Below are 26,031 nucleotides of genomic sequence, written 5' to 3' on the forward strand. Positions count from 1 at the left end.
TTTCTGGAGAAGCACCATGACTCACCGGCCCCTCGCCGCCCTCATGCTGACCATGGGCCTGGCAGCCCTCGCCGGCTGTTCATCGCCGACCGTGATCACCCTGAACGACGGGCGTGAAATCCAGGCCGTGGACACTCCGAAGTATGATTCCGAATCCGGCTTCTACGAGTTCCAGCAGTTGGACGGCAAGAACACCCGCATCAACAAGGATCAGGTGCGTACCGTCAAAGAGCTGTAACCCTTCGCGCGCCCCGGCAAAGCCCGCCTTGTGCGCATGTGCAGGCTTTATGCCGGACTGAACCCGGTTCACCAGCGTAGGGTGATTTCGCTCTCGAAACAGCGCGTCTGCCCACTGATCGGGTCGACGAAACGCAATCCCTGGGCCAATAGCTTGAGCGGATTGGCGTAATCATCCTTCGCCTCCTTGAGCACCCGTGGATAAAACGGGTCGTTGCAAATCCCAGCCCCCAGGGCAGCCATGTGTACCCGCAACTGATGCTTCTTCCCCGTCACCGGATACAGGGCATACCGCCAGAGTCCGGCCCCCTTCTCGATCACCTCGATGGCCGTCTCGGTATTGCTGGCACCTTCGCCTTCACGCATGCGAAAGAACGGCTCGCCCTCTACCAGGCGACTCTGGTGAGTCCACGGAAAGGACAATTCGGGCAAGGGGCGGGCAATCGCCTCGTAGCGTTTCTCGATTTGCCGGGTCGGAAACAACGACTGATAAGCCGAACGGCTCTGGGGATTGGCTGAAAACAGCACCAGCCCGGCGGTATGCCGATCGATCCGGTGCAACGGTACCAGGTTGGGGTTGTCCAACCGGTGGATCAGCCGGCGCAGCAAGGTTTGCTCGACATACTCGCCAGCTGGGGTCACAGGCAGGAAATGCGGTTTGTCGGCTAATACCAGGTGCTCGTCGGCATAGAGAATCGTCTCCGTGACCGGAATCGGCGTCTCGTTCGGCACTTCGCGAAAATAATGAATCTTCAGGCCTTCGCGATAGGCCAACTGTGCCGTGATCGGCCGGCCCTGGGCGTCGAGCACTCGGCCCCGGGCAATCCGGTCGAGCCATTGCTCGCGACCGATGGCCTGAAAGTGCTCGCACAAGCACTCCAGCACCGTGGGCCAGGCACCTGGAGGCAGGTACAAGGTGCTGGCCTGGTTTTCGGCGGCGTTGAAAGGCGAAGCGGACATGACGGGGCTCGAACGGTTGGCTAGACAGGCATTATCCGGCAAGACCCAGGTGCCCCGTCAATCAATCGTGCCGCTAGTGGCCTGTACGGTTAGTTCGTTGGCTCAAGCTCGGATGCCACAAATCCATGGCCAAGGCGCTATGGCGAGGAACAGCAACGCCGGTCAGAGGCCGGTGACGCCGACATTGACTCATAGAACTCACCCCACAGGCCACTAGGCCTCAAACCGCAGCCAGTTGATTCCTCAACAGCGTCGAACCGGCCGCCTCGGTGTAGTCCTTCAGCCAGCGCAACACATCCGCTGCCTCCCAGCGCCCCGGATCGTAGAGCGCATAAAGCAATCCCTGGTAACCCACCACATCCAATTGGCGGTGATAGCCCGCCCGCTGGAATAGCGCCTCGATTTCCGCGAAGCAGGTGTTAAAATGCAGCTTGTTGAACGGCGTCTTGCCTTCCGTCACCAGCCCATCCAGGCGCAACTCCAGCACCGCTTCGCGGACGACGTCCGCGGACATGCGGTTCACGCTGGCTTTCAACTGTTCGACATTGACCATGCTTTTACCCTCTTGATCTTTCCTGGTTTCGTCCCTGGGTGCGCATGTCATGGTGGACATCCTGTCCCAACGTCGAGACGAAAACTGTATGAATATACAGTAACTTAATTTTTTGTAATCCGCCAACGGATTACCGGCCACACACCGCGTGTCATGATTCCCTGGGATGGACCTTTCCATAGACGTTGCCGCCGATGAACGAACCCACCGTACCGAGGATCACCATGGCATAGGTTGCGCCATCAATCTTTCCATACCATGTCAAGGTCGCGGTGCTTACACCTACCACCAATGTCGCGAGAAATTTGCGTCCGCCCAATTGGTTGACCAGAAACACTTGCCTCCCTTTCATTTCACTTCCTCCCTGCACCACTGAGCGCGCTGCATCAAAACGTCATGAGGCGACGTAAGCACAGGCGTTTTGCGGGTGCAAGCTCAGGCAATCTGATGAAACAGAAGGACCGGGACAGCGTTGACAGCGAGGATGTAGAGGAAGGATTCAGCGTACAAAGGCCACGACCTGCTCGACGTCGAAAGGCCAACCCAGCTCTGCGCCGGTGTCTGCCCGCCGCAACACCGGAATCCGCAGGCTATAAGTCTCGAACAGCACTTCGCTGTCGGCGATGTCTATCAATTCGACCATCAGGCCGTGTTCGACCAACGGTATCAACACAGCTTCGGCGGCTTCACATAGATGGCAACCCAGGGTGCCGAACAACTGGCAGTCAGGAAGCATGGCAAAAGGCTCGAGACAAGATGAAGACTCATTTTAGGCTCCCTGTGCGGGGCAGTCGAGCCGGGGACTCAAGGCGTGAAGCGCACAGGGTGGAGCGCCGAATCAATCCTGACTGACCGCCCCAATCTTATGTATCGACAGGTCGGCACCGTAATACTCTTCTTCCTGACTCAGGCGCAGGCCGTGCAGCACCTTGATCCCCCCATACACGGCAAAACCGCCGATCAATGCGACCACCACGCCCAACGCCGTACCGATCAACTGGCTGGCCAGGCTGACGCCGCCCAGCCCACCCAGCGCCTGCTGGCCGAAGATCCCACAAGCCACGCCACCCCACACCCCGCACAGACCGTGCAACGGCCAGACACCCAGGACATCGTCGATCTTCCACTGGCTCTGAGCGGCAATAAAGCACCAGACAAACAATCCGCCCGCCACCGAGCCGGTCACCAGCGCACCGATCGGATGCATCAGGTCGGAACCGGCACAAATCGCCACCAGCCCGGCCAACGGCCCGTTGTGCAGAAAGCCCGGATCGTTGCGGCCGATGATCAACGCCGCTACCGTGCCGCCGACCATCGCCATCAATGAGTTGACCGCCACCAGGCCGCTGACGCCCTGCAGGGTCTGTGCGCTCATCACGTTGAAACCGAACCAGCCGACGATCAAAATCCACGAACCCAGGGCCAGAAACGGAATGCTCGAAGGCGCGAACGCCACCAGACGACCCTCACGATAACGGCCCTGACGTGGCCCTAGCAGCAGGACCGCCGCCAGCGCCAGCCAACCGCCCATGGCGTGCACCACCACCGAACCGGCAAAATCATGGAAGCTCGCTCCCAAGTGTGCCAGCAACCAGGCCTGCAGGCCGAAATTGCCATTCCAGACAACGCCCTCGAAAAACGGGTAGACGAACGCCACGATCAGCGCCGTGGCGCACAATTGCGGGGCAAACCTTGCGCGCTCGGCGATCCCGCCGGAGATGATCGCCGGAATGGCCGCGGCGAATGTCAGCAGGAAAAAGAACTTCACCAGCCCGTAGCCATGATCGCCGCTGATCTGCGCTGCCGGGTGCAAGAAGCTCACTCCATAGGAAATCCAGTAACCTATGAAGAAATAGGCCAAGGTCGAGACCGCGAAATCACTGAGGATCTTCGACAACGCGTTTACCTGGTTTTTCTGGCGCACGGTGCCGACTTCGAGGAAGGCGAAGCCGGCGTGCATGGCCAGAACCATCACCGCGCCAAGCAGGATAAACAGGGTATTGGAACCATGGACCAGACTGTCCACAGCGCTTTGCAAATTTTCCATGGAGACGGCAGACCTGAAGTCAGGGAAAGCACCAAAATTGTTCACAGCGCCTATTTTTCGCACCTTAGTGGCGCAACCGGCGACTGGCGGTGAACCGCTTTGGCGCAGGGCGAAGAGCAGGGTCAACGAGCGCTTTGGTTTTTTCCGCGTGTTTGAATTATTTAAGGTAAGGTTTTCGCGCAGTTGCCCCTATCGACGCCCAGACACGGCGCACGCACCGACAACCACACACCCGCACGCAGCAAAACCCGTACCAGCCAATCAGAGTGAACCTTCGCACAAGGCCCGCACTCGAATCTGTCACACGTCGTCCACAACGCCTCTTAAGGAGATCAACACCATGGCCAGCAAAACGGCAAAGACTGCTCAGGAAATATTGATGGCGGATTTTCACACGCTGATCGGCGACACGGAACGCCTGCTTGAACACACGGCGACCCTGGCGGGCGACCAGGCCGATGAACTACGCGCGCAGATTCACGACAGCCTGCTAAAGGCCAGAGAGACCTTGCAATTGACCGAAGCGTCCCTACGCGAGCGCGGCCACGCCGCCGTGGAAGCGACTGAGGACTACGTCCAGGCCAATCCCTGGCAGTCCGTCGGCATCGCCGCCGGGATCGGCTTTCTGATCGGCCTGCTGGCCACACGGCGCTGATCATGGCGAGCGATGAATCGAACCGCGCCCGCTCCTCCACGCGACGCCTGGGTGCCGCCTTCCTCGGCCTGCTGCACAGTCATGTCGAGTTGTTCGGCATCGAACTGCAGGAGCAGAAGTCCCGCACCGTCAGCCTGTTACTGTTCGCCGGACTGGCACTGGTCTTCGCGTTACTGCTGTTGATCGGCCTGTCGGTGCTGGTACTGATCCTGGTCTGGGACACCTATCGCCTGAGCGGCATCATCGGCTTGTGCATCTTCTATACGCTGGCGGCGTTATTCTGCGGCCTGCGCCTGAAAGCTGCGATCTTCGATGAGTCCTCTCCCTTCAACGCCACGCTCGAAGAGCTGGCCAACGACCGCGAGCGACTGTTGCCATGAGCGAACCTGAACTGAAAAAGTACAGCTCGCGCCGGGAAATGCGCAAGGCGCTGATCCGCCTGCGCATGGAAATGCATCGTCAGGAAATCCGCCATGAGTCCCAGCAGATGCTGCAACCGCTACAGCGCCTGCGCGGCATGGGCCAACACTGGCAGGAAAATCTCGGCATCAAGCACGCGCCCTTGTGGGGAATCGGTGTGGTCACGTTGCTGGGTTTTCTCGGCGGCAAGGGCGCCAAGGGCAGCGGCCTCAATGGCCTGTCACGGCTGATACGCCTGGGCACCAGCCTGATCCCGCTGATCAAGCTGGTGCTGCAGGGTGGGTCAGGCAAGCGTTGATCGCCGCGCCTGGCCGATCGATAAAGCCGCGCCTGGCAGTTTTTGCTTGCAGGCACGCCATCTAACCGGGAAGCTGGCGGTTCAATCACCCGACGGAGAGAACGCGCCTTGGATTGGCCAACCCTGCTCAACCGCGAACGCCTGGGAAAGCCCCTGCACAGCCCGCAAGAGCTGGGTCGCAGCCCTTTCCACAAAGATCATGACCGAATCATCTTCTCCGGCGCCTTTCGTCGCCTGGGCCGCAAGACCCAGGTACACCCGGTGTCGAGCAACGACCATATCCACACTCGCCTGACCCACTCGCTGGAAGTCAGTTGCGTCGGTCGCTCCCTTGGCATGCGCGTCGGCGAAACCTTGCGCGACGCCCTGCCCGACTGGTGCGAGCCGAGCGATCTGGGCATGATCGTACAATCGGCCTGCCTGGCCCACGACATCGGCAACCCGCCCTTCGGTCATTCCGGCGAGGACGCGATCCGTCACTGGTTCCAGCAGGCGGCAGGACGTGGCTGGCTGGATGACATGAGCGTCGCCGAGCGTGCCGACTTCCTCAATTTCGAAGGCAATGCCCAGGGGTTCCGGGTGCTGACCCAACTGGAATATCACCAGTTCGACGGCGGCACCCGCCTGACCTACGCAACCCTCGGCACCTACCTCAAGTACCCTTGGACCGCTCGTCACGCCGACTCGTTGGGTTACAAGAAACATAAGTTCGGCTGCTACCAGAGCGAGCTGCCGATCCTTGAGCAGATCGCCCTGAAGCTCGGCCTGCCACAGCTCGAAGAACAGCGCTGGGCGCGGCATCCGCTGGTCTACCTGATGGAGGCGGCCGACGACATCTGCTACGCCCTGATCGACCTTGAGGACGGCCTGGAGATGGAGCTGCTCAGCTATGCGGAAGTTGAGTCGCTGTTGCTCGGGCTGGTGGGCGATGACTTGCCGCAGACCTACCGGCAACTGGGCCCACAGGGCTCACGGCGACGCAAGCTGGCGATGCTGCGCGGCAAGGCCATCGAACACCTGACCAATGCCGCCGCCCGCGCCTTCGTCGAACAGCAAGATGCCTTGCTGGCCGGCACCCTGCCGGTCGATCTGGTGGAGCACATGCATGGACCGGCCAAGCACTGCGTGCTCAACGCCAAGGACATCGCACGCAGGAAGATCTTCCAGGACAAGCGCAAGACGCTCCACGAGATCGGCGCCTACACGACACTGGAAATCCTTCTGAACGCGTTCTGCGGCGCCGCGCTGGAACAGCACGGCGGTCGCACACCGTCGTTCAAGCATCGGCGGATCCTCGATCTGCTCGGCAATAATGCGCCTGATCCTGACTGGCCCCTGCACACTTCGTTCCTGCGTATGATCGACTTCATCGCAGGGATGACCGACAGCTACGCCAGTGAAATGGCTCGGGAAATGACCGGCCGCTCAAGTCCCCAGTGACCTCACGAACCCGCCTGCGACCAGCAGGCGAGTCCCTGATCGAACCGCGATGCCCCGCGCACCACGCAGAGAAAGCCTACATTTGCCCCGGAATCACCTGATGGAGCCTATGTTCGGCCCGCTGAAATAATCCATTCCCTCTTAGTCTGCCACCCGGACTCAATCCGACCCCTCGCTCAACAAGCGCCCGACTTCAGGCCCACCCCCCCGTTCCATGCCTGCTCCTGAAGCCTTGTTCGAAGTAGGTAGTTCGCCTGGAAAATCGCATGTCCAAACAAAACCTGCGCGTATTGCTGGTGGAGGATCATCCCTTTCAACTGGCCGCGACACAGAGCTTGCTCAACAGCTACGGCTACCACCTTCTCACTCCCGCCGCAAACGCCGCCGAAGCACTGAAGGCCATGGCGACCTCGCCGGCACCCTTCGATCTCATGCTCTGCGACCAATGCCTGCCCGATATACTGGGACTTGAATTGATCGAAACCGCCCACCAGCGAGGCAAGATCAGGCAAGCGATCCTGCTCAGCAGTCTCAGCCTCGAAGAGCTCCAGGTGCTCGGCGAGATGGCCTTGTCACGGCAGATTCCCTTGTTGGGTTGCCTGACCAAACCCCTGAATGGCCAGGCCCTGAAAAGCATATTGGCGTTTGAAAGACAGCGGATGGCGAAAAGTCATTCATTGTGAGGGAAAATACTTCAGCCACTGCACCAGACACACAATCCAAGTATATAAATACTACAAATACAAACCCATCAATTTGTAGGACGCTTCCTAATAACCTATAAAAAATAACAAATATTTAACTAATACTCATAACCAAAAAATCTAAAAAGCCGTACATTTCCACCTTTGATTTGCCAAGAGCGTAAGCCAACAGCCTAATTAAAGTAGGAATATTCCTATACAGCTTCTGTAGGCACCTCTATTCATGCGCCTCGGGGTGCAACTGAGCTAATGTGCGCGTTTTCTACGAAGCTCGTATGGGATTTTATTATGAACTCGGTTTTTATCGTCGACGACCACCCCGTTGTCCGCCTTGCCATTCGGATATTGTTGGAACAGGAAGATTGTTATGAAATAGTTGGCGAAACGGACAATGGCGTCGATGCAATGCAGATGGTTCGCGAATGCATGCCGGATCTGGTCATTCTCGATGTCAGCATTCCCAAGCTGGATGGCCTGGAAGTGCTGGCCCGCCTGGACGGAATGAATCTGTCGCTGAAGACCCTGGTATTGACCGGGCAGTCGCCTTCGCTCTTTGCCATTCGCTGCATGCAATCGGGAGCTGCCGGGTATGTCTGCAAAACCGAAGATTTGAGCGAATTAATGAGCGCGGTCAAGGCAGTATTATCCGGCTACAATTATTTCCCTAGTCAAGCGTTGATCGGTGGGCGAAAAGATGAATCGACAAATCCGGAGTTGGAACTTTTCAGACTGGTGAATGACCGAGAACTGATGGTCTTGCAATTGTTCGCTCAAGGTCGGACGAACAAGGAAATCGCCAAGGGCATGTTCCTCAGTAACAAGACCGTCAGTACCTACAAGAAACGCCTGATGCAGAAACTGAAAGCCAAATCCCTGGTAGAGCTGATCGAAATGGCTAAACGCAACGCGGTAGTGTGAGAAAACGGATGCCCACGCGCTTAAAGGATTATCTGGCAATCGTCACGGGAATGCTCCTGTGCCTGTCAGCGCTTGCACAACCCAGCGATGTCACCCACTTCACCCTGCTCAGCCGTTCGGGTAGCGGTCAACTGGAGGTACGGCTCGACAAGGACCAGCGCCGCTGGATACAGGACCAGCGCATGCTGGTGCTGGGCACCTCCGCTCCGGACTATCCGCCGTTCGACATGACGAGCAGCGGGCGTGATTACGAGGGCATCACGGCGGACTATGCGGGCATTCTCGCCAAGACCATGGGGCTGCCCGTCAAGGTATTGAGCTTTGCCAGCCGGGAAGCGGCCATCGAGGCTCTCGAAGACGGACAGATCGATCTGCTCGGCAGCGCCAATGGTTTCGAAGCCGTCAACAAAAACATCTCGCTGTCCGTCCCCTATGCCGTTGACCAGCCCGTATTGGTCACCCGGGAGGGAGAGACCCGCTCATTGACCGACGGCCTGGCCGGCATGCGCCTGAGCATGGTTTATCACTACCTGCCATTGGATGAAATCCAGACCCTGTATCCCGACGCAATCATCCAGTTCCATCCTTCCTACCAAAATGCCATCAACGCAGTTGCCTTCGATCAGGCCGATGTGTTTCTGGGCGATACCATTTCCACCCACTACCTGATCAACAAGGGTTATCTGCGCAATGTGAAAATGGCCAACTTCGGCAAGCATGAAGCCTACGGTTTCAGCTTTGCCGTGCGTGGCGACAACCCGCTGTTGCTGGGCATCCTCAACGGCATTCTCCAGGCCATTCCCACCAGCGAGCGCGAGAGTATCGCCCAACGCTGGAGCGCCGGCAGCGACATCCTGCTGACCGACCACAAGCTGCAACTGACCACTCGCGAGGAACAGTGGCTCAAAGCCAATCCGGCGGTGCGGGTGGTGGTCAACGAGGCCCTGGCGCCCATTACCTTCTTCGATGCCGATGGCAACTTTCGCGGGGTAACGGCCGACCTGCTGGAACTGATCCGCCTACGCACCGGCTTGCGTTTCGAAGTGCAGAAGTCCCGCAGCCTGGACGACATGATCAAACGCATCGGTGGCGGTAGGGCCGACGTCATCGCCGCCATCAGCCCGACCAATGCACGGGAAAACCTCCTGCATTTCAGTCGCCCTTACATGGAGAACTCCTTCGTTCTGCTCACGGCCAAAGGCAAGGACAGCCCCACCAACCTGGACCAGATGCAAGGCAAGCGCCTGACCATTACCCGCGGCAGTCCGCTGATCGACTACCTGCGCAACAACTTTGCGCAGATCCGCCTGGTGGAGACGGATGACAGCCTCAAGGCAGTCGAGCTGCTCGCCCTCGGCCAGGCGGAGGGCGCGGTCGGCTCACTGGTGATCGCCAATTACCTGATCGCCTCACAGGTGTTCGAAGATAAGCTGCAGATCAGCGCGACCATCGGCACCCAGCAGGCGGTCTTCTCGCTGGCCACCGCACGCGGCGCCACCGAACTCGGCTCGATCCTGGACAAGGCGCTGCTGAGCATCGCGCCTGACGAACTGGGCATCGTCAACAGCCGCTGGCGCGGCTACACGCCGGTTTCCGACAGCTATTGGCGCAACTATCACCACCTGATCATCCAGATCATCGTCGGCGCCAGCGTGTTGTTGCTGCTGTCGTTGACGTGGAACGCCTACATGCGCCGCCAGATCCGCCAACGCCAACTGGCGGAGCGCGCACTGAGCGACCAGTTCGAATTCATGCGTGCCCTGGTCAACGGCACCCCGCACCCGATCTACGTGCGCGACCGCCAGGGCCTGCTGCAGACCTGCAACGACAGCTATCTGGAGGCGTTCTCGGCGAAGCTGGAAGATGTCGTTGGCAAAAGCGTGCAGGACGGTGCAAGAACGCTCGGCAACGAGCAGGAGGCCAACCAATACCAGGCCGACTACCTGCGGGTCATCGACAAGGGCACGGCGCTGATCTGCGATCGCACCCTGCATATTGGCGGACGGGAACTGACCATCTATCACTGGATACTGCCTTACCGCAATTCCCTGGGCGACGTGCAAGGGATCATCGGCGGCTGGATCGATATCAGTGAACGGCGCCAGTTGTTCGAGGAGCTGCGTTCGGCCAAAGAGCAGGCCGATGACGCCAACCGGGCTAAGAGCACTTTCCTAGCCACCATGAGCCATGAGATCCGCACCCCGATGAACGCGGTGATCGGCATGCTGGAACTGACCCTCAAGCGCGCTGACCAGGGACACTTGGATCGACCCGCCATCGAGGTTGCCTACAGCTCGGCCAAGGACCTGCTGGAACTTATCGGCGACATTCTCGATATCGCCCGTATCGAATCCGGGCGCCTCAGCCTGTCCCCGGAACGTGTCAACCTGAACGAACTGGTGGACTCGGTCGCCCGTGTGTTCGACGGTCTGGCCCGCCAGAAAAGCCTGGGCCTGGTGATGCCGGCACCGACGCAGGATCGCTCGTGCGACGTGCTGGTCGATCCACTGCGCCTCAAACAGATACTGTCCAACCTGATCAGCAACGCAATCAAGTTCACCGAGCAGGGCCAGGTCAGCATCGGCTTGAGCATCCAGGCCAGTGCGGACCCGCGACAGGTCGACGTGCAACTGCGGGTCGAGGACACCGGCATCGGCATCACCGCTGCCGACCAGGCCCGCCTGTTCCAGCCGTTCGCCCAGGCCGACAACTCCGGTCATCTGGCCCGCAGCGGTGCCGGGCTGGGCCTGGTCATCTGTCGCAGCCTCTGTGAAATGATGGGTGGAACCCTGACACTCTCCAGCGTGCCCGGCCACGGCACTCAGGTCACTGTGTCACTCAAGCTCGACTGTCTGGAACCGCTCCAGGGCGTGGTCGAGGGTAAACCGCAGATTCCTCCCGCCCTGCATGAGCTGAATGTACTGGTGGTCGACGACCACCCCGCCAATCGCTTGTTGATGTGCCAGCAACTGGGCTTTCTCGGGCATCGATTCAACACCGCGCAAAACGGTGCGACTGGCTTGCAGGCTTGGAAGAACGGGCACTTCGACCTGGTCATCGTCGACTGCAACATGCCCGTCATGAACGGCTATGAGCTGACCCGCCATTTACGTGAACATGAGGTCGCACAGGCATTGCCACGGTGCACGGTGCTCGGTTTCACCGCCAACGCCCAGCCGGAGGAGCGCACCCGTTGCCTGCATGCCGGGATGGACGATTGCCTGTTCAAGCCGATCAGCCTGACCGAGCTGAGCCAGAAGCTGGCCGACCTGCGCCCACTCCCCTTCGATCCGCCTTTCAGCGTCGATGGTCTGAACGCCCTGACCGGCGGTAAACCGTTGCTGGTGCGACGGCTGATGGACGAACTGCTCAATAGTTGCCGTACCGACCGCGAGGAGCTGAGCGCACTTGCGCTGCAGTCCGGCCTGGGTGCGTTCATGGATATGGCCCACAAAATCAAGGGTGCGGCTCGAATCATCCAAGCCAAGACCTTGGTCGAGCAATGTGAAAACATGGAGCATGCCTGCGAGCAGAACGTGTCGGCGCACGTGATCGAAAACGCCAGGGAGGCGATCCTCAAGGCCATGTCAAATCTGGAAGCGGCCCTACAACAGCATCTGACCCGACTGACTGACCCTTCCCCCACGCAGGATGATCCTCTCCCGCCCGATAAAGTCCTCTGAGCTGCTTCGAGTTATCCTCCAACCACTCGGTGCAAACCCGCTCCGAACAGTTGCCGTTGCGGGTGCTCCACGAAACGATAGAGCCGGCCAGGCCCGTGCGGGCGGGCTCAGTCGGTCAGGCGCAGGAAAATGGCCACCAGTTGCTCGATGCCCGCCTGGTCCTCCGGGGTGAAGCGCGCCAGGCGCGGACTGTCGAGATCGAGCACGCCGATCAGCTTGCCGTCCTTGACCAGCGGCACCACCAGTTCGCTGTTGGAGGCGCTGTCACAGGCGATATGCCCGGCGAATGCATGTACATCCTCGACCCGCTGGGTTTGCAGGCTGGCCGCCGCCGTACCGCAGACGCCACGCCCAAAGGGAATCCGCACACAGGCGATCTGTCCTTGGAACGGTCCGAGCACCAGTTCCCCATCGCGATTGAGGTAGAAACCAGCCCAGTTCAAGTCATCCAGTTGGTTGAACAGGAATGCCGAGAACTGCGCCGCGTTGGCAATGAAATCACGCTCGTGCGCCAGCAACGACTCCAATTGCGCACAGAGCAGGCCGTAGCCCTCCAGCCCCGTGCCGGCCTTTTGCAAATCGATCATGGTGTCTGCTCCAATAATTTCAATCCGACCCAGTAACGCGCAAACTGATAGGCACAACGACCGTTGCGATTGCCCCGTCCGGTGGCCCAGCGTACCGCCTGGATATCCAGTTGTTCATCACGCTGCCAGCTCAGCCCGGCCTTGAGCGCCAGTTCGCCGATCCAGTGCTCGACCACACTTAGATAGTGTTCCTGGGTAAACGGGTAGAACGACAGCCACAGGCCGAACCGATCGGAGAGCGCAATCTTATCCTCGACCGCCTCGCTGGGATGCAGCTCACCGTCGACCCGCGTCCAATGCTCATTGTCGCTTTGCTTCTCCGGGACCAGGTGACGGCGGTTCGATGTCGCGTACAGCAGCACATTGTCCGGTGCCTGCTCCAATGAGCCGTCGAGCACGCTCTTGAGCACCCGGTAGTCGCCTTCACCGGACTCGAACGAGAGGTCGTCGCAAAACAGCACGAAGCGCTGTGGCAATTTTATCAGTTGCTCCACCACGCGTGGCAGGTCGGCCAGGTGATCGCGCTCGATCTCGATCAAGCGCAAGCCGGCGCCGGCATGTTCGGCCAGCAAGGCGCGGACCAACGAAGATTTGCCAGTGCCACGCGCGCCCCAGAGCAGCGCATGGTTGGCCGGCAGGCCGTCGATGAACTGCCGGGTATTGCGGGCCAGTTGCTCGCGTTGCAGGTCGATACCCATCAGGTCGGACAAGCGCATGTCCAGGCTGACCTCCAGCGGCAACAGGTAGCCGCTACGACCTTCGCGCTGCCAGCGGGCCACCAGGCAATGCTCCCAGTCGATCACCTGGCGCGTGGCGGGCAACAAGGGCTCCAGGCGAGAGAGAAACGCATCGGCGCGTTCCAGAAAGGCATTCAATCGAGCATCCACGACTTTTCCTCGGACAAGTTCACACTCATGATGTCGCGTTGGCGCCCTCGGGCGCGTGAAAAAACAAGCAATAGTCTCCGTCGACAACATATCGGAGCCTCATCACCAGATGCCGCCGACCTCTAAGGATCAGCTATGCTTGCCCGGCGAAGGGAAATGAACGTGGTACATCACCCCATGGATATAAAATTTACCCAGCGCTTGTCCTACAAGCAGGCCTGGTTGACTGTGCTGGTCGGGTTTATCCTGGGAACGCTGCTCAGTCTGGTACAAATAGGCCTCGATTATGCCAGCGAAAACGCGTCCATCAATCGTGAAATCCTCTCGCTACTGGAAATCAGCCACAACCCGGCCTCCAGAATCGCCTACAACATCGATGCCGAACTGGCCCAGGAGCTGACCCTGGGCCTGTTGCATTCTCCGGCCGTACTGCGGGCGCAGTTGATCGATAACAACAAATTGGTACTGGCCAGCGTCGAGCGCCCCCGTCAGAGCGGCAGCTACCGGATGATCAGCGATTACCTGTTCGGTGCCGACCGGCAATTCGAGGATCGGCTGTTTCTCAGTCATCTACCGGACGAATCCCTCGGCACCTTACATCTGGATGTCGACACCTACACCTTTGGCATTCGCTTCCTCAAACGTGCCGAGGTCACCCTGCTCAACGGCTTTGCTCGCAGCCTGATCCTCACCGGCATCCTCCTGGGGCTGTTCTACGTGCTGCTGACCAAACCGCTGGTGGGCGTCATTCGCGCCCTGAGCAGCGCTCAACCGGGGACCGCCAGACAATCGCGATTGGAGTTTCCACCCGGTCATGATAACGACGAGATCGGCGTTCTGGTCAAGGTCGCCAATCAACAGTTCGATACGATGGCCACCGAAATCCAACAACGACGCAACGCCGAGAACCGCCTGACCGACTACCTGGGGCAACTGGAAAACATTGTCTCGGCCCGCACCACCGAGCTCAAGGCGATCAACGCCCGCCTGAGCCAGTCCAACGAAGAATTGAAAGTCGCCCGCAGCACGGCCCTCAATATGGCGCAGGCCCGTTCCGCATTCCTGGCCAACATGAGCCATGAGATCCGTACCCCCTTGAACGGCCTGCTCGGCATGATCGCCTTGTCCCTCGACAGTTCGCTGAATGCCGAACAACGCCACCAACTGTCGATTGCCCATGACTCCGGAAAAGTCCTGGTGGAGCTGCTCAACGATATCCTCGATCTGTCGAAGTTCGACGCCGGACAACTGGAGTTGGAGAAAATCCCCTTCGACCTCGGCGCCCTGATTGAAGACACTGCCAATTTACTCTCGCAAAATGCAGCATCGAGTGTCGAACTGACCTGCCTGATCGACCCGCACTTTCCGGCCCAGGTGCTCGGCGATCCGACGCGGGTGCGGCAAATCGTCAGTAACCTGCTGTCCAACGCCCTGAAGTTCACTCGTTTCGGTCGTGTCGATGTGCGCCTGAGCGTCCGTGACAGCGGGGTGCGCATCGAAGTCTGCGACACCGGCATCGGTATCGCTCAGGAGGCCCAGGCGAAGATTTTTCAACCCTTCACCCAGGCCGGCGCCGGTATCACCCGCCAGTACGGTGGCACCGGGCTCGGGCTGACCTTGACCCATAATCTGTGCGAAGCGATGAAGGGTTGCCTGACCATCAACTCCGAGGTCGGCTTCGGCAGCCAGTTCTGCGCCGAACTGCCGCTGCCCTGCCATACACCGGCCAAGGTGCCGAAACCACTCAAAGGCACGATCATCGTCGTCAGCTCACCCGCCAGCGGCCTGAGCGAACTGCTCAGCAACCAATTGCCGGCCTGGGGCCTGGATTACCGGCGCTACGCAATGGATGAGAGCCTCGCCGGACTGACGGCCGACCTGTTGATTACCGATTGCCCCGAATGCCTGTTCGGGCTCCGCCCGACCATCACCGCACCGATCCTGCTGGTGACCGCCTACGGCAACTTCATGCCCAGCGAACAGGCCGCCACCCTGGCCCCGTTGCAACAACAGGCCCGGCCCCTGGCACGCAATGCGCTGTATCAGATCCTGCGCGACACGTTGCAGGTGGACGACCCGACTGACCCGGCGGTGCCGGCACACGTCAACCCGTCACAACGCCGTGGGCGCATCCTGCTGGTCGAGGACAATCCAGTCAATCAACTGGTAGCCAAGGGCATGCTCGGCAAGCTGGGTTGCGAGGTGATCGTCGCTGCCCATGGCGGCGAGGCACTGAACCAGTTGGAGCAGAAGAACTTCGACATGGTGCTGATGGACTGCAACATGCCAGTCATGGACGGTTACGAGGCCAGCAGACAGATACGTCGCAGCGGACGCTGGCCGCAGTTGCCTATCGTCGCCCTGACCGCCAACGCCATGCCCGAAGAACGCGAACGCTGCCGTGCGGCGGGCATGAATGACTACCTGGCAAAGCCTTTTCGTCGCGAGGAATTGATGGCGTTGCTGGAGCTCTGGGTCCCACCTGCGGCGCCTTGATGCAGGAGACGCGGCGAGTCGAGCAATCGCTCATTCATTTGAGCAAGGCTTCAATCTCGCGGGTCAAGTCCTCGGGTTTGGTCAGCGGGGCAAAACGCTTCACCCGCTCGCCGTCCTTATCGATCAGGAACTTGGTGAAGTTCCACTTGATGCGCTGGGAACCCAGCAGGCCTGGAGCCTCCTTCTTCAACTGCACGAACAGCGGATGCGCGCCGTCGCCGTTGACCTCGATCTTTTTGAACAGCGGGAAGCTGACGCCGTAGTTCAGCTCACAGAACGCGCAAATCGCGCCCTCGTCACCCGGCTCCTGTCGGCCAAACTGGTTGCAGGGAAAACCGAGGACCACCAGGCCCTGATCCTTGTAATTCTGCCAGAGCCGTTCAAGGCCCCTGTATTGGGGGGTGAAACCGCACTTGCTGGCGGTATTGACCACCAGCATGACCTTTGCGGCAAAATCACCGAGGGTCTTTTGCTCGCCCTTGATGGTGGTACACGGGATATTCAGCAGACTTGCGCCCATGTCAGTTCCTCCGTTGAATGCCAAATCCCTACGGCAACGGTGCCTGTGGCGGGACTCAGTCCCGTGGTGCCAGGTTCAGGCACACGGAGTTGATACAGTAACGCAAGCCGGTGGGCGGCGGACCATCCGGGAACACGTGGCCCAGGTGCGCATCGCACTTGGCACAAACCACCTCGGTGCGAATCATGCCGTGGCTGATATCACGAATCTCGACCATTGCGCTATCGCCGATCGGCTCGTAGAAACTCGGCCAGCCACAACCCGAATCGAATTTCGACTTCGAGTCGAACAACGGTTCCTTGCAGCAAATGCAGTGATAGACACCGTCGACCTTGGTGTCATTGTACTTGCCCGAAAACGGTCGTTCCGTGCCCTTCAGGCGACAGACGTTGTACTGCTCCGGATCGAGCATGGCACGCCACTCTTCCAGGCTTTTCTCAAGCTTCTCCATCGTGACACCTCTGCGACTGAAAAACCCCGATCTGTCTCTTTTCGACGGATCGGGTGGCACGTATGATTGCGCCTCGTTGAGCGCCAGTCTGGCACCCTCGCCCGGCGCATTCAAATCGGATTTTCCGAGGGGCGGCGCGGGGCCAGGTAACGCACAGAAAACGCAGTATTGCCACGGCGGCCTCAGCGAGTCGTCTGGATCGTCCATTTTCGGGATCACATCGCCATGCAGGTCAGCAAATCGAACAAGCTCGCCAACGTCTGTTATGACATTCGCGGCCCGGTGCTCAAGCACGCCAAACGCCTGGAGGAGGAAGGCCATCGCATCCTCAAGCTGAACATCGGCAACCCGGCGCCCTTTGGTTTCGAAGCGCCGGACGAAATTCTCCAGGACGTGATCCGCAACCTGCCGACCGCACAGGGCTACAGCGACTCCAAGGGCCTGTTCAGTGCCCGCAAGGCGGTCATGCAGTATTACCAGCAGAAGCAGGTCGAAGGTGTCGGCATCGAGGACATTTACCTGGGCAACGGCGTCTCCGAACTGATCGTGATGTCGATGCAGGCGCTGCTCAACAATGGCGACGAAGTGCTGGTTCCAGCACCGGACTATCCGTTGTGGACCGCCGCCGTGACCCTCTCCGGCGGTAACCCGGTCCACTACCTGTGCGATGAACAGGCCAACTGGTGGCCTGACCTGGCCGACATCAAGGCCAAGATCACCCCCAACACCAAGGCTCTGGTGATCATCAACCCGAACAACCCGACCGGCGCGGTGTATTCCAAGGATGTGCTGCTCGGCATGCTGGAACTGGCCCGCCAGCACAACCTGGTGGTGTTTTCCGACGAAATCTACGACAAGATCCTCTACGACGACGCCGTACATATCTGCACCGCCTCGCTGGCCCCAGACCTGCTGTGCTTGACCTTCAACGGTCTGTCCAAGTCCTACCGGGTCGCGGGTTTTCGTTCCGGCTGGGTGGCGATTTCCGGCCCCAAGCACAATGCCCAGAGCTATATCGAGGGCATCGACATGCTGGCCAACATGCGCTTGTGCGCCAACGTGCCGAGCCAGCATGCGATCCAGACGGCCCTCGGCGGCTATCAGAGCATCAACGACCTGGTGCTACCGCCCGGTCGCCTGCTGGAGCAGCGCAATCGCACCTGGGAGCTGCTCAACGACATTCCCGGCGTCAGTTGCGTGAAGCCCATGGGTGCGTTGTACGCCTTCCCACGGATCGATCCGAAGGTCTGCCCGATCCACAACGACGAGAAGTTCGTGCTGGACTTGCTGCTCTCGGAAAAGTTGCTGATTGTCCAAGGCACCGCGTTCAATTGGCCATGGCCGGATCATTTCCGCGTCGTCACCCTGCCGCGAGTCGACGACCTGGAACAGGCCATCGGGCGCATCGGCAACTTCCTGAAATCCTACCGCCAGTAATCTCCTACAACCCGCTGCGATTCAGGAAAGAGTGGCAGCGTGGTTTCTCTCTCATCGGTTGTTTTTTGTATGCGCATGCGTCACTTGCCGAGCTGTCCCGCAGGGTGCTCTGAACGGCTCTGCGGCAAGGCTTTCGAAGTAGATGCAGGCGCTGGCGCGAGAAAAAACCGGCTCCCGCGATTCGGAAATGACTGGCAGGATTCTAGAATCGAGCTGTAGGACACAGTTTGAAATAATCACCCGGTTGAATAGGCACTAACGGCACCTTATATACCCCGCATGACGCTACATCTTTAGATGAGGAGAAACTTTCAACCATGATGCGCATCCTGCTGTTCTTGGCCACTAACCTGGCGGTCGTGCTGATTGCCAGCATCACCCTGAGCCTTTTCGGCTTCAACGGGTTCATGGCGGCCAACGGGGTTGATCTCAACCTCAATCAGCTGCTGATCTTCTGTGCGGTCTTTGGTTTCGCCGGTTCGCTGTTCTCGCTGTTCATCTCCAAGTGGATGGCGAAGATGAGTACCAGTACCCAAATCATTACCCAGCCACGCACCCGCCATGAACAATGGTTGCTGCAGACCGTCGAGCAACTGTCTCGCGAAGCCGGGATCAAGATGCCGGAAGTCGGCATTTTCCCCGCTTACGAGGCAAACGCCTTTGCCACCGGCTGGAACAAGAACGACGCCTTGGTGGCCGTCAGCCAAGGTCTGCTGGAGCGTTTCTCGCCCGATGAAGTGAAGGCCGTGCTGGCCCACGAGATCGGCCACGTGGCCAATGGCGACATGGTCACCCTGGCGCTGGTGCAGGGCGTGGTGAACACTTTCGTGATGTTCTTCGCGCGGATCATCGGTAACTTTGTTGACAAGGTCATCTTCAAGAACGAAGAAGGCCAGGGTATCGCCTATTACGTGGCGACCATCTTCGCCGAACTGGTCCTGGGCTTCCTGGCCAGCGCCATCGTCATGTGGTTCTCGCGCAAACGCGAATTCCGCGCCGACGAAGCCGGCGCCAGCCTGGCCGGTACCACCGCGATGATCAGCGCGCTACAACGCCTGCGCTCCGAACAGGGCCTGCCGGTGCACATGCCCGATACCCTGAGTGCTTTCGGCATCAACGGCGGCCTGAAACAGGGCCTGGCGAGGATGTTCATGAGCCACCCGCCGCTGGAAGAGCGTATCGACGCTCTGCATCGTCGCGGCTGACAGCCACGAAGTACGCACCAAGGGCGGCCATCGGTCGCCCTTGGTGGTTTTCAGCGGCGCTTCTCTAACCGGTACACCCGCTCTTGCAGACGCGTTACCCCCGCCTGAAGAAACTTCCAACTCCCGTCGAGCACATCCCGCTCTTCTTCCATCCGTAACTGCCAGTGTGGTTCCAGCAAGTGCCGAACCTCATCATCGAGCACCGCGAAAGGCGGGCCCTTGAGTTGCGCTTGATCGTAATCAAGGGTAATCAATAAGCCCTGGCAACCACCCGGCAGGATACGCCTCAGATGCGCCGCGTAACGCTCACGCATCTCGGGCGGCAGGGCAATCAGCGCCGCACGATCATACAGTGCGGTGCAGTCGGCGACGTCCGCGGCGGTCAGGGCAAAAAAATCACCGCACCAGAGTTCCAGCGAGCCTGCCTCGTAGATCCGCAAGGCACCGTGTTCGCGTACTTGGGGCACGAGCGCCTGTTCGGCGAAAAAAGCTTCCACGGCCTTCTGCGACAACTCCACTCCCCGTACCCGCAATCCCTGGGCCGCGAGCCAGGCCAGGTCAAGGCTCTTGCCGCAAAGCGGCACCAGCACCTGCGCCTCGGGCTCCAGCGCCAGCTCAGGCCAGAAGCGTTGCAGGCAAGGGTTGACCTGATCCAGATGAAAGCCAATCTGGTTGAATTCCCAGCGTTTGTGCCAAAACTCAGGCTGCATGATTTACCTCAATAAATTCGATTAAAATCCGTCAGAACCTCTATTAGATTTAGCTTAATGAGCTGATCGAAAATAATCTCGCCTTAATGCGAGGGGCCTCCATTATGCTCTCAGGCTCGTTTATCTCACACGATTCGCCGATCTTACCCTGAGGGCGCCGAAGGTCTGTACGGTTAGTTCGACTGAAGCGCCAGAGCCGAATCGCAGACAAAAAAATCCCCGAACCAGTTCGGGGATTTTTTATCGATCAATCAACACGGCATCGATCAGCGCCTATCGATCAATCTTCGCGATAGCGACGCAGCTTGAGCTGCTTGCCGGCCACACGGGTGTCCTTCAGCTTGGTCAGCAACCGCTCCAGGCCATCTTCCGGCAATTCCACCAGGCTGAAGCTGTCGCGCACTTGGATGCGACCGATAGCTTCACGCGCCAGGCCACCCTCGTTGAGGATCGCACCCAGCAGGTTCTTGGCGGCGATACCGTCGCGCGCGCCCAGCGCGGTACGGCAGCGAGCACGGCCTTCAGCCAGCGGAATCGGTGCACGACGCTCACGATCGCTACGCTCGGGACGATCACCCGAACGCTCGGGACGATCGCCACGTGGCGCATTGTTCGGCACCAGTGGACGCTCTTTCTCGATAGCGGCCAAGTTCAGCGCTTGACCATTGGTAGCCTTGCGCAGCAGGGCTGCGGCCAGCGCACGTGGGCTGCAACCGATATCGGCGGTCAGACGATCGAGCAGATCACCGTGGGTCGATTCAGCATCGGCCACCAGCGGCGACAGGCTATTGGTCAGTTTCTTGATGCGGGCATCAAGAACGGCCTGGGCATCCGGCAAACGGACTTCGGCAACTTTCTGACCGGTCACACGCTCGATCACTTGCAGCATGCGCCGCTCACGCGGAGTCACCAGCAGCAGCGCACGGCCTTCGCGACCGGCACGGCCGGTACGACCAATACGGTGAACGTAGGATTCCGGATCGTATGGCATGTCCACGTTGAATACGTGGGTAATGCGTGGAACGTCCAGACCACGAGCCGCCACGTCGGTAGCCACGACGATGTCCAGGCGGCCATCCTTGAGGGAATCGATCACGCGCTCACGCTGGTTCTGGGCAATGTCGCCGTTCAGCGCGGCAGCCTTGTAGCCTTTGGCTTCCAGGGCACCGGCCAGGTCCAGGGTCGCTTGCTTGGTGCGCACGAACATAATCAGGGCGTCGAAGTCCTCGACTTCCAGGAGGCTCAGCACTGCCGAGGTCTTCTGGTCGGCGTGAACCAGCAGGTGGGCCTGCTCGATCGCGGTGACAGTCTGGGTCTTGCTCTGGATCTTCACGTGCTTGGGATCGCGCAGGTGACGCTCGGCGATGGCACGAATCGATTGCGGCAGGGTGGCCGAGAACAAGACAGTCTGACGGCTTTCCGGCATGGCCTTGAAGATGACTTCCAGGTCATCCATGAAGCCCAGCTTGAGCATTTCGTCGGCTTCGTCGAGAACCAGGTGGTTCACGGTCGCCAGGACTTTTTCGTCGCGACGCAGGTGGTCGCACAGACGGCCCGGGGTGGCGACAACGATCTGTGCGCCGTTCCGGATGGCTTTCAATTGTGGGCCCATCGGCGCGCCGCCGTAGACAGCCACGACCGTCACGCCCGGCATCTGCTTGGCGTAGGTTTCGAAAGCGGTTGCAACTTGCAGCGCCAACTCACGGGTTGGGGCCAGGATCAGAGCTTGCGGCTCGCGCTTGGACGGATCGATGCGGTGAAGGATAGGCAGGGCGAAAGCGGCCGTTTTACCGGTACCGGTTTGTGCCTGACCAATCATGTCGTGACCGGCAAGGATGATCGGAATTGACTGCTGCTGAATGGCCGAAGGCTCTTCATAGCCGGTAGCGACTACTGCAGCGACAATATTGGGATGAAGTTCAAGAGCGGCGAAGCCGCCGATTTCCTGGGTCATGGGTCTGCCTCTAAGTGCATCCGCAAAGACCCATGCTTCAAAGCCGCACATGCCGTGTAAGACTCTGAGAGTCACCCTGGCAGCTTTGTCGGCGGGGATTTGCGAAAACGATTGAATGAAAGAATCGTCAAGGATAGTTCGCAGGGCGAACAGCAGCCGAAGCTGACTTCGGGGAATTGCATTACCTAAACGCGGCCCGGTTAAAGGCCGGCGCGCACTATACCGGAATTGGCGAAAAAAGGGAGATTTATTTATCGGCAAAAGCCCTCGATTGCCCGCCTGCTCCAGGCTTTGCGGATCGGCGGCCCGCAGCCTCTCAGCTCGCCGGGCGGATATCCTTGATCAGCGCCTGCAACGAATATCCCAGGCGCGGCGCCAGTTCGTCGGCGCGACCGGCCAAGGCATCCCGGTCCAGCACCTGATCCAGGTCCGCCGGGATGATCAGGATGACGTTGCCCTCCTTCACCGGCAACTCCCAGTAGTGCCGGTGGTACAACCCCCGCAGCAGCGCGGCGCCCAATGGCTTGCCGTCGTCGGTGGCCCACTGGTTAATCACCAGCCAGCCGCCAGGATTGAGTTTCTTCTGGCAGTTTTCCAGGAAGCTCCAGGCGAGATGCCCCACACCCGGACCGACATCGGTGTACAGGTCGACGAAGATCAAGTCCGCCGACTCCGCCGTCTCCAGCAGTTCGACGGCATCGCCGACACGGATATAGAGCCGTGGATCATCGTCCAACCCCAGGTATTCGATGGCCAGACGCGGTACTTCCGGGCGCAGTTCGATGGCTTCGACATCCTCCAGCGGCAGGAACTTCAGGCACGCCTGGGTCAGCGTCCCGGCCCCAAGCCCGAGGAACAGCGCACTCTCGGGCAGTTCGTGGCACAAGGCGCCGATAAGCATGGCCCGGGTATAGTCATACTCCAGCCAACTGGGCTCGGCGGTGAATACGCAGCTCTGCTCGATCGCATCGCCAAATTCGAGAAAGCGGTAATCGTCCACTTCCAGCACGCGAATCATGCCGAAGTCGTCATGCACTTCAGCCAGCAGGCGCTCGACGCGCTCCTCGGACATGTCATCTCCTTGCCGCAAGCGGCCCCTGCCGTCGCGATGAATCAAGTCGCTCGACAATGAGCGGAAAACGCCGATTGTCGGCCAAGCCACAGGAGCAGGTCACGTACTAATTGCTGTTAACATGGGCCTTCGACCGTCAACACTAGAGTTCATAGATGAGCCAACCCTGGAGCCCCGATAGCTGGCGCGCCCTGCCGATCCAGCAGCAACCTCATTACCCGGACGCCGCCCACCTGCTGCGTGTCGAGCAAAGCCTGGCCAGCTATCCACCGCTGGTGTTTGCCGGCGAAGCCCGCGAATTGCGCCGGCAGTTCGCCGAAGTGACCCATGGCCGGGCCTTCCTGCTCCAGGGCGGCGACTGTGCGGAAAGTTTCGCAGAGTTCTCGGCCGCGAAGATTCGCGACACCTTCAAGGTGCTGCTGCAGATGGCCATTGTCATGACCTTCGCCGCCGGCTGCCCGGTGGTCAAGGTCGGGCGCATGGCCGGCCAGTTCGCCAAGCCGCGCTCGGCCGACGACGAAACCATCAACGGCGTGACCTTGCCGGCTTACCGTGGCGATATCGTCAACGGCATCGGCTTCGATGAAAAAAGTCGGGTACCGGACCCCGACCGTCTGCTGCAGTCCTATCACCAGGCCACCGCCACCCTGAACCTGCTGCGCGCTTTTGCCCAAGGCGGCTTCGCCGACTTGCACCAGGTACACAAATGGAACCTGGACTTTATCGCCAACTCGGCCCTGGCCGAGAAATACAGCCAATTGGCCGACCGCATCGATGAAACCTTGGCCTTCATGCGTGCCTGCGGCATGGACGGCTCGCCACAATTGCGCGAGACCAGCTTCTTCACGGCCCATGAGGCGCTGCTGCTGAACTACGAAGAAGCCTTTGTCCGCCGCGACAGCCTGACCAACGACTACTACGACTGCTCGGCCCATATGCTGTGGATCGGCGACCGTACCCGTCAGCTCGACGGTGCCCATGTAGAGTTTCTGCGTGGAGTGAACAACCCGATCGGGGTCAAGGTCGGCCCGAGCATGAACACCGACGAGCTGATCCGCCTGATCGATATCCTCAACCCGGACAACGATCCTGGCCGCCTGAACCTGATCGTGCGCATGGGCGCGAACAAGGTCGGCGATCACCTGCCACAACTGATTCGCGCCGTGGAAAGCGAAGGCAAGAAGGTGCTGTGGAGCTGCGACCCGATGCACGGCAACACCATCAAAGCCAGCAGCGGCTACAAGACCCGCGATTTCGCGCAGATCCTCAACGAGGTAAAACAGTTCTTCCAAGTACACCAGGCCGAAGGCAGTTATGCCGGCGGGATTCATATCGAGATGACCGGCCAGAATGTCACCGAGTGCATCGGCGGTGCGCGACCGATCACCGAAGATGGCCTGTCGGATCGCTATCACACCCATTGCGATCCACGGATGAATGCCGATCAGTCGCTGGAGTTGGCGTTTCTGATTGCCGAGACATTGAAGCAAGTGCGGCGCTAACCCCACGACATCCCTTCGTGGTGAGCCGGCTTGCTCGCTCACCACGAGGCATTGCGCCAAGCCAACGACTTACAGCAAACCCCGCAACCGCTGTGCACTGACCCGTTGGCAGTTGAGCTGGATGTCCACCAGGCCCAGCCAATCGGCCAGTCGCCGCAAACTGACGGCCAGCGCCGCTATCCCCGCATCATCCAACCCTTGCTCTTCCTCATGCACGGCATGCACCGCCAGGCGCCCGAGCGCCCGTTCCGCGCGCAAGTCCAGCCGTGCGGCGATGCGTTCGCCATGCAGGAACGGCAGCACATAGTAGCCATACACCCGCTTGTGTTGCGGCGTATAGATTTCCAGACGATAGCGGAAGTCGAACAACCGCTCAGTACGGCTGCGCTCCCAGATCAATGAGTCGAACGGCGACAGCAACGCGCTGGCTTCGACCTGGCGCGGCACCTTGATGCCTGCCAGACAATACACCGGCTGGCGCCAGCCCCGCACCTCGCCGACCTGCAACTCGCCCGCTTCGACCAACTCCGCCAGGCGCGCACGGCTGTCAGCCAGGTCCAAGCGGAAATAGTCGCGCAGATCCTTCTCGGTCGCCACTCCGAGGGCCGTCGCCGCTTGGCGCAACAAGCCGCGCTGGGCCTCGGCCTCATCGATCAGCGGCAGCCTGAGCAGCGCTGCGGGAATCACCCGTTCCGGTAAATCGTAGAGCCTCTCGAACCCCCGGCGCCCGGCCACCGTCACCTCACCGGCAGCGAATAACCACTCCAACGCGTGCTTCTCGGCGCTCCAGTCCCACCAAGGGCCGGCCTTTTCCTCGCGACTCGACAGGCTGCCCGCCCCCAGCGCGCCCCGTTCCTCAACCAGCGCCAGGACCCGACGAATGGTCGCCTGCTGCTCACGACCGAAGCGCGCCATCTGTTGATAGATTCCCTCGCCTCGGGAGGCTCGCGCCATGCGCCAGCGCATGAGCGGATACAGCGACATCGGTAGCAGCGAGGCTTCATGCCCCCAGTATTCGAACAGGGTGCGTCGCCGCCCCTGACTCCAGGCCGCCTGATCGAGCAGCTCGAACGAATAGTTGCCAAGACGGGAAAACAGCGGCAAGTAATGCGAGCGCACCAGGGCATTGACCGAATCGATCTGCAAGACCCCCAAGCGTTCGATCAACCGATTGATTTGCAATGGCTTGATCGGCACCGTGGCCCTGCGCCCCTGGAACCCCTGGGCGGCCAGCGCCAGGCGCCGGGCTTGCGGCAATGAAAAAGACAGGTCCGCGGGCATGCATGCCTCCTGGT

25 protein-coding genes are annotated in these 26,031 nt (G+C 60.0%); 12 read left to right on the forward strand and 13 right to left on the reverse strand.

What is annotated here, in order from left to right:
* The first annotated feature begins 16 nt into the window (after nt 1-16).
* Entirely contained in the window at nt 17-238 is a 222-nt protein-coding gene (locus BMX68_RS13855) for a YgdI/YgdR family lipoprotein (protein WP_017131797.1), read from the forward strand.
* A 68-nt stretch (nt 239-306) separates the two neighbouring features.
* Here BMX68_RS13855 and BMX68_RS13860 read toward each other — a convergent pair whose 3' ends face one another.
* From BMX68_RS13860 to BMX68_RS13880, 5 genes are all read right to left on the reverse strand, one after another.
* Nucleotides 307-1,197 carry a pseudouridine synthase gene (locus tag BMX68_RS13860; protein ID WP_017131796.1) on the reverse strand — a complete coding sequence of 297 codons (891 nt, stop codon included), beginning with the start codon at nt 1,195-1,197 and terminating at the stop codon, nt 307-309.
* Nucleotides 1,198-1,417: 220 nt separating this feature from the next.
* Complete coding sequence (locus tag BMX68_RS13865; protein ID WP_017131795.1) at nt 1,418-1,750, reverse strand: hypothetical protein; 333 nt, start codon at nt 1,748-1,750, stop codon at nt 1,418-1,420.
* Between the two features lie 151 nt (nt 1,751-1,901).
* The gene (locus BMX68_RS13870; RefSeq protein WP_017131794.1) at nt 1,902-2,102 is read right to left on the reverse strand and encodes a hypothetical protein; all 201 of its coding nucleotides are present in this window, start codon (nt 2,100-2,102) and stop codon (nt 1,902-1,904) included.
* 147 nt (nt 2,103-2,249) lie between these two features.
* Nucleotides 2,250-2,486 (reverse strand): glutaredoxin family protein, encoded by a 237-nt coding sequence (locus BMX68_RS13875; protein WP_017131793.1) that lies wholly within the window; start codon nt 2,484-2,486, stop codon nt 2,250-2,252.
* A gap of 102 nt (nt 2,487-2,588) precedes the next feature.
* On the reverse strand, nt 2,589-3,797 hold the full coding sequence (locus tag BMX68_RS13880; RefSeq protein WP_017131792.1) for an ammonium transporter: 1,209 nt from the start codon (nt 3,795-3,797) through the stop codon (nt 2,589-2,591).
* A 340-nt stretch (nt 3,798-4,137) separates the two neighbouring features.
* Here BMX68_RS13880 and BMX68_RS13885 point away from each other — a divergent pair, with 340 nt between their 5' ends.
* The 7 genes from BMX68_RS13885 to BMX68_RS13915 all read left to right on the forward strand — a co-directional run bounded on the left by BMX68_RS13885 (nt 4,138) and on the right by BMX68_RS13915 (nt 11,915).
* On the forward strand, nt 4,138-4,452 hold the full coding sequence (locus BMX68_RS13885) for an ElaB/YgaM/YqjD family protein (protein WP_017131791.1): 315 nt from the start codon (nt 4,138-4,140) through the stop codon (nt 4,450-4,452).
* A gap of 2 nt (nt 4,453-4,454) precedes the next feature.
* Entirely contained in the window at nt 4,455-4,832 is a 378-nt protein-coding gene (locus BMX68_RS13890) for a phage holin family protein (RefSeq protein ID WP_017131790.1), read from the forward strand.
* Entirely contained in the window at nt 4,829-5,170 is a 342-nt protein-coding gene (locus BMX68_RS13895) for a hypothetical protein (RefSeq protein ID WP_017131789.1), read from the forward strand. Before BMX68_RS13890 ends, BMX68_RS13895 begins: the two co-directional genes overlap by 4 nt.
* Nucleotides 5,171-5,278: 108 nt before the next feature.
* Nucleotides 5,279-6,610: a deoxyguanosinetriphosphate triphosphohydrolase gene (locus BMX68_RS13900; protein ID WP_017131788.1), complete on the forward strand. Its 1,332-nt coding sequence runs from the start codon at nt 5,279-5,281 to the stop codon at nt 6,608-6,610.
* A gap of 266 nt (nt 6,611-6,876) precedes the next feature.
* The gene (locus BMX68_RS13905; RefSeq protein WP_017131787.1) at nt 6,877-7,293 is read left to right on the forward strand and encodes a response regulator; all 417 of its coding nucleotides are present in this window, start codon (nt 6,877-6,879) and stop codon (nt 7,291-7,293) included.
* Nucleotides 7,294-7,602: 309 nt separating this feature from the next.
* Nucleotides 7,603-8,232: a response regulator transcription factor gene (locus BMX68_RS13910; protein WP_017131786.1), complete on the forward strand. Its 630-nt coding sequence runs from the start codon at nt 7,603-7,605 to the stop codon at nt 8,230-8,232.
* Nucleotides 8,233-8,240: 8 nt separating this feature from the next.
* Nucleotides 8,241-11,915: a transporter substrate-binding domain-containing protein gene (locus BMX68_RS13915; RefSeq protein ID WP_026013155.1), complete on the forward strand. Its 3,675-nt coding sequence runs from the start codon at nt 8,241-8,243 to the stop codon at nt 11,913-11,915.
* A 107-nt stretch (nt 11,916-12,022) separates the two neighbouring features.
* On the opposite strand, the gene msrC is transcribed toward BMX68_RS13915, so the two are convergent.
* Together msrC and BMX68_RS13925 are read right to left on the reverse strand one after the other, a co-directional pair.
* On the reverse strand, nt 12,023-12,502 hold the full coding sequence (gene msrC, locus BMX68_RS13920) for a free L-methionine (R)-S-oxide reductase MsrC (RefSeq protein WP_017131784.1): 480 nt from the start codon (nt 12,500-12,502) through the stop codon (nt 12,023-12,025).
* Nucleotides 12,499-13,389, reverse strand: coding sequence for an ATP-binding protein (locus BMX68_RS13925; protein WP_017131783.1), 891 nt, complete (start codon nt 13,387-13,389; stop codon nt 12,499-12,501). Before BMX68_RS13925 ends, msrC begins: the two co-directional genes overlap by 4 nt.
* Before the next feature lie 177 nt (nt 13,390-13,566).
* Between BMX68_RS13925 and BMX68_RS13930 the strand changes: the two genes are divergently transcribed.
* Nucleotides 13,567-15,885, forward strand: coding sequence for a hybrid sensor histidine kinase/response regulator (locus BMX68_RS13930; RefSeq protein ID WP_026013154.1), 2,319 nt, complete (start codon nt 13,567-13,569; stop codon nt 15,883-15,885).
* Between the two features lie 34 nt (nt 15,886-15,919).
* On the opposite strand, the gene BMX68_RS13935 is transcribed toward BMX68_RS13930, so the two are convergent.
* Together BMX68_RS13935 and msrB are read right to left on the reverse strand one after the other, a co-directional pair.
* Nucleotides 15,920-16,405: a glutathione peroxidase gene (locus BMX68_RS13935; protein ID WP_017131781.1), complete on the reverse strand. Its 486-nt coding sequence runs from the start codon at nt 16,403-16,405 to the stop codon at nt 15,920-15,922.
* Nucleotides 16,406-16,460: 55 nt separating this feature from the next.
* Entirely contained in the window at nt 16,461-16,856 is a 396-nt protein-coding gene (msrB, locus tag BMX68_RS13940; protein ID WP_017131780.1) for a peptide-methionine (R)-S-oxide reductase MsrB, read from the reverse strand.
* A gap of 225 nt (nt 16,857-17,081) precedes the next feature.
* Between msrB and BMX68_RS13945 the strand changes: the two genes are divergently transcribed.
* Together BMX68_RS13945 and htpX are read left to right on the forward strand one after the other, a co-directional pair.
* On the forward strand, nt 17,082-18,293 hold the full coding sequence (locus BMX68_RS13945) for a pyridoxal phosphate-dependent aminotransferase (protein WP_017131779.1): 1,212 nt from the start codon (nt 17,082-17,084) through the stop codon (nt 18,291-18,293).
* A gap of 317 nt (nt 18,294-18,610) precedes the next feature.
* Nucleotides 18,611-19,498: a protease HtpX gene (gene htpX, locus BMX68_RS13950; RefSeq protein ID WP_017131778.1), complete on the forward strand. Its 888-nt coding sequence runs from the start codon at nt 18,611-18,613 to the stop codon at nt 19,496-19,498.
* Between the two features lie 50 nt (nt 19,499-19,548).
* On the opposite strand, the gene BMX68_RS13955 is transcribed toward htpX, so the two are convergent.
* The 3 genes from BMX68_RS13955 to BMX68_RS13970 all read right to left on the reverse strand — a co-directional run bounded on the left by BMX68_RS13955 (nt 19,549) and on the right by BMX68_RS13970 (nt 23,234).
* On the reverse strand, nt 19,549-20,208 hold the full coding sequence (locus BMX68_RS13955; protein WP_017131777.1) for a thiopurine S-methyltransferase: 660 nt from the start codon (nt 20,206-20,208) through the stop codon (nt 19,549-19,551).
* A gap of 280 nt (nt 20,209-20,488) precedes the next feature.
* Nucleotides 20,489-22,162, reverse strand: coding sequence for a DEAD/DEAH box helicase (locus BMX68_RS13960; protein WP_017131776.1), 1,674 nt, complete (start codon nt 22,160-22,162; stop codon nt 20,489-20,491).
* Between the two features lie 316 nt (nt 22,163-22,478).
* Nucleotides 22,479-23,234 (reverse strand): spermidine synthase, encoded by a 756-nt coding sequence (locus tag BMX68_RS13970; RefSeq protein WP_017131775.1) that lies wholly within the window; start codon nt 23,232-23,234, stop codon nt 22,479-22,481.
* Between the two features lie 155 nt (nt 23,235-23,389).
* On the opposite strand from BMX68_RS13970, the gene BMX68_RS13975 reads away from it, so the two are divergent.
* Entirely contained in the window at nt 23,390-24,736 is a 1,347-nt protein-coding gene (locus tag BMX68_RS13975) for a class II 3-deoxy-7-phosphoheptulonate synthase (RefSeq protein WP_017131774.1), read from the forward strand.
* A gap of 69 nt (nt 24,737-24,805) precedes the next feature.
* Here the strand turns inward: BMX68_RS13975 and BMX68_RS13980 are convergent, their stop codons facing one another.
* The gene (locus tag BMX68_RS13980; protein ID WP_017131773.1) at nt 24,806-26,017 is read right to left on the reverse strand and encodes a winged helix-turn-helix domain-containing protein; all 1,212 of its coding nucleotides are present in this window, start codon (nt 26,015-26,017) and stop codon (nt 24,806-24,808) included.
* Nucleotides 26,018-26,031 lie beyond the last annotated feature (14 nt).

This window comes from Pseudomonas agarici (assembly GCF_900109755.1).
GTDB lineage: Bacteria > Pseudomonadota > Gammaproteobacteria > Pseudomonadales > Pseudomonadaceae > Aquipseudomonas > Aquipseudomonas agarici.

Coding starts and splice junctions, on each gene's coding strand:
- BMX68_RS13855 (WP_017131797.1), top strand. CDS start 17: ATGACTCACCGGCCCCTCGCCGCCCTCATGCTGACCATGGGCCTGGCA.
- BMX68_RS13860 (WP_017131796.1), bottom strand. CDS start 1,197: ATGTCCGCTTCGCCTTTCAACGCCGCCGAAAACCAGGCCAGCACCTTG.
- BMX68_RS13865 (WP_017131795.1), bottom strand. CDS start 1,750: ATGGTCAATGTCGAACAGTTGAAAGCCAGCGTGAACCGCATGTCCGCG.
- BMX68_RS13870 (WP_017131794.1), bottom strand. CDS start 2,102: ATGAAAGGGAGGCAAGTGTTTCTGGTCAACCAATTGGGCGGACGCAAA.
- BMX68_RS13875 (WP_017131793.1), bottom strand. CDS start 2,486: ATGCTTCCTGACTGCCAGTTGTTCGGCACCCTGGGTTGCCATCTATGT.
- BMX68_RS13880 (WP_017131792.1), bottom strand. CDS start 3,797: ATGGAAAATTTGCAAAGCGCTGTGGACAGTCTGGTCCATGGTTCCAAT.
- BMX68_RS13885 (WP_017131791.1), top strand. CDS start 4,138: ATGGCCAGCAAAACGGCAAAGACTGCTCAGGAAATATTGATGGCGGAT.
- BMX68_RS13890 (WP_017131790.1), top strand. CDS start 4,455: ATGGCGAGCGATGAATCGAACCGCGCCCGCTCCTCCACGCGACGCCTG.
- BMX68_RS13895 (WP_017131789.1), top strand. CDS start 4,829: ATGAGCGAACCTGAACTGAAAAAGTACAGCTCGCGCCGGGAAATGCGC.
- BMX68_RS13905 (WP_017131787.1), top strand. CDS start 6,877: ATGTCCAAACAAAACCTGCGCGTATTGCTGGTGGAGGATCATCCCTTT.
- BMX68_RS13910 (WP_017131786.1), top strand. CDS start 7,603: ATGAACTCGGTTTTTATCGTCGACGACCACCCCGTTGTCCGCCTTGCC.
- BMX68_RS13915 (WP_026013155.1), top strand. CDS start 8,241: ATGCCCACGCGCTTAAAGGATTATCTGGCAATCGTCACGGGAATGCTC.
- msrC (WP_017131784.1), bottom strand. CDS start 12,502: ATGATCGATTTGCAAAAGGCCGGCACGGGGCTGGAGGGCTACGGCCTG.
- BMX68_RS13930 (WP_026013154.1), top strand. CDS start 13,567: ATGGATATAAAATTTACCCAGCGCTTGTCCTACAAGCAGGCCTGGTTG.
- BMX68_RS13935 (WP_017131781.1), bottom strand. CDS start 16,405: ATGGGCGCAAGTCTGCTGAATATCCCGTGTACCACCATCAAGGGCGAG.
- msrB (WP_017131780.1), bottom strand. CDS start 16,856: ATGGAGAAGCTTGAGAAAAGCCTGGAAGAGTGGCGTGCCATGCTCGAT.
- BMX68_RS13945 (WP_017131779.1), top strand. CDS start 17,082: ATGCAGGTCAGCAAATCGAACAAGCTCGCCAACGTCTGTTATGACATT.
- htpX (WP_017131778.1), top strand. CDS start 18,611: ATGATGCGCATCCTGCTGTTCTTGGCCACTAACCTGGCGGTCGTGCTG.
- BMX68_RS13955 (WP_017131777.1), bottom strand. CDS start 20,208: ATGCAGCCTGAGTTTTGGCACAAACGCTGGGAATTCAACCAGATTGGC.
- BMX68_RS13960 (WP_017131776.1), bottom strand. CDS start 22,162: ATGACCCAGGAAATCGGCGGCTTCGCCGCTCTTGAACTTCATCCCAAT.
- BMX68_RS13970 (WP_017131775.1), bottom strand. CDS start 23,234: ATGTCCGAGGAGCGCGTCGAGCGCCTGCTGGCTGAAGTGCATGACGAC.
- BMX68_RS13975 (WP_017131774.1), top strand. CDS start 23,390: ATGAGCCAACCCTGGAGCCCCGATAGCTGGCGCGCCCTGCCGATCCAG.
- BMX68_RS13980 (WP_017131773.1), bottom strand. CDS start 26,017: ATGCCCGCGGACCTGTCTTTTTCATTGCCGCAAGCCCGGCGCCTGGCG.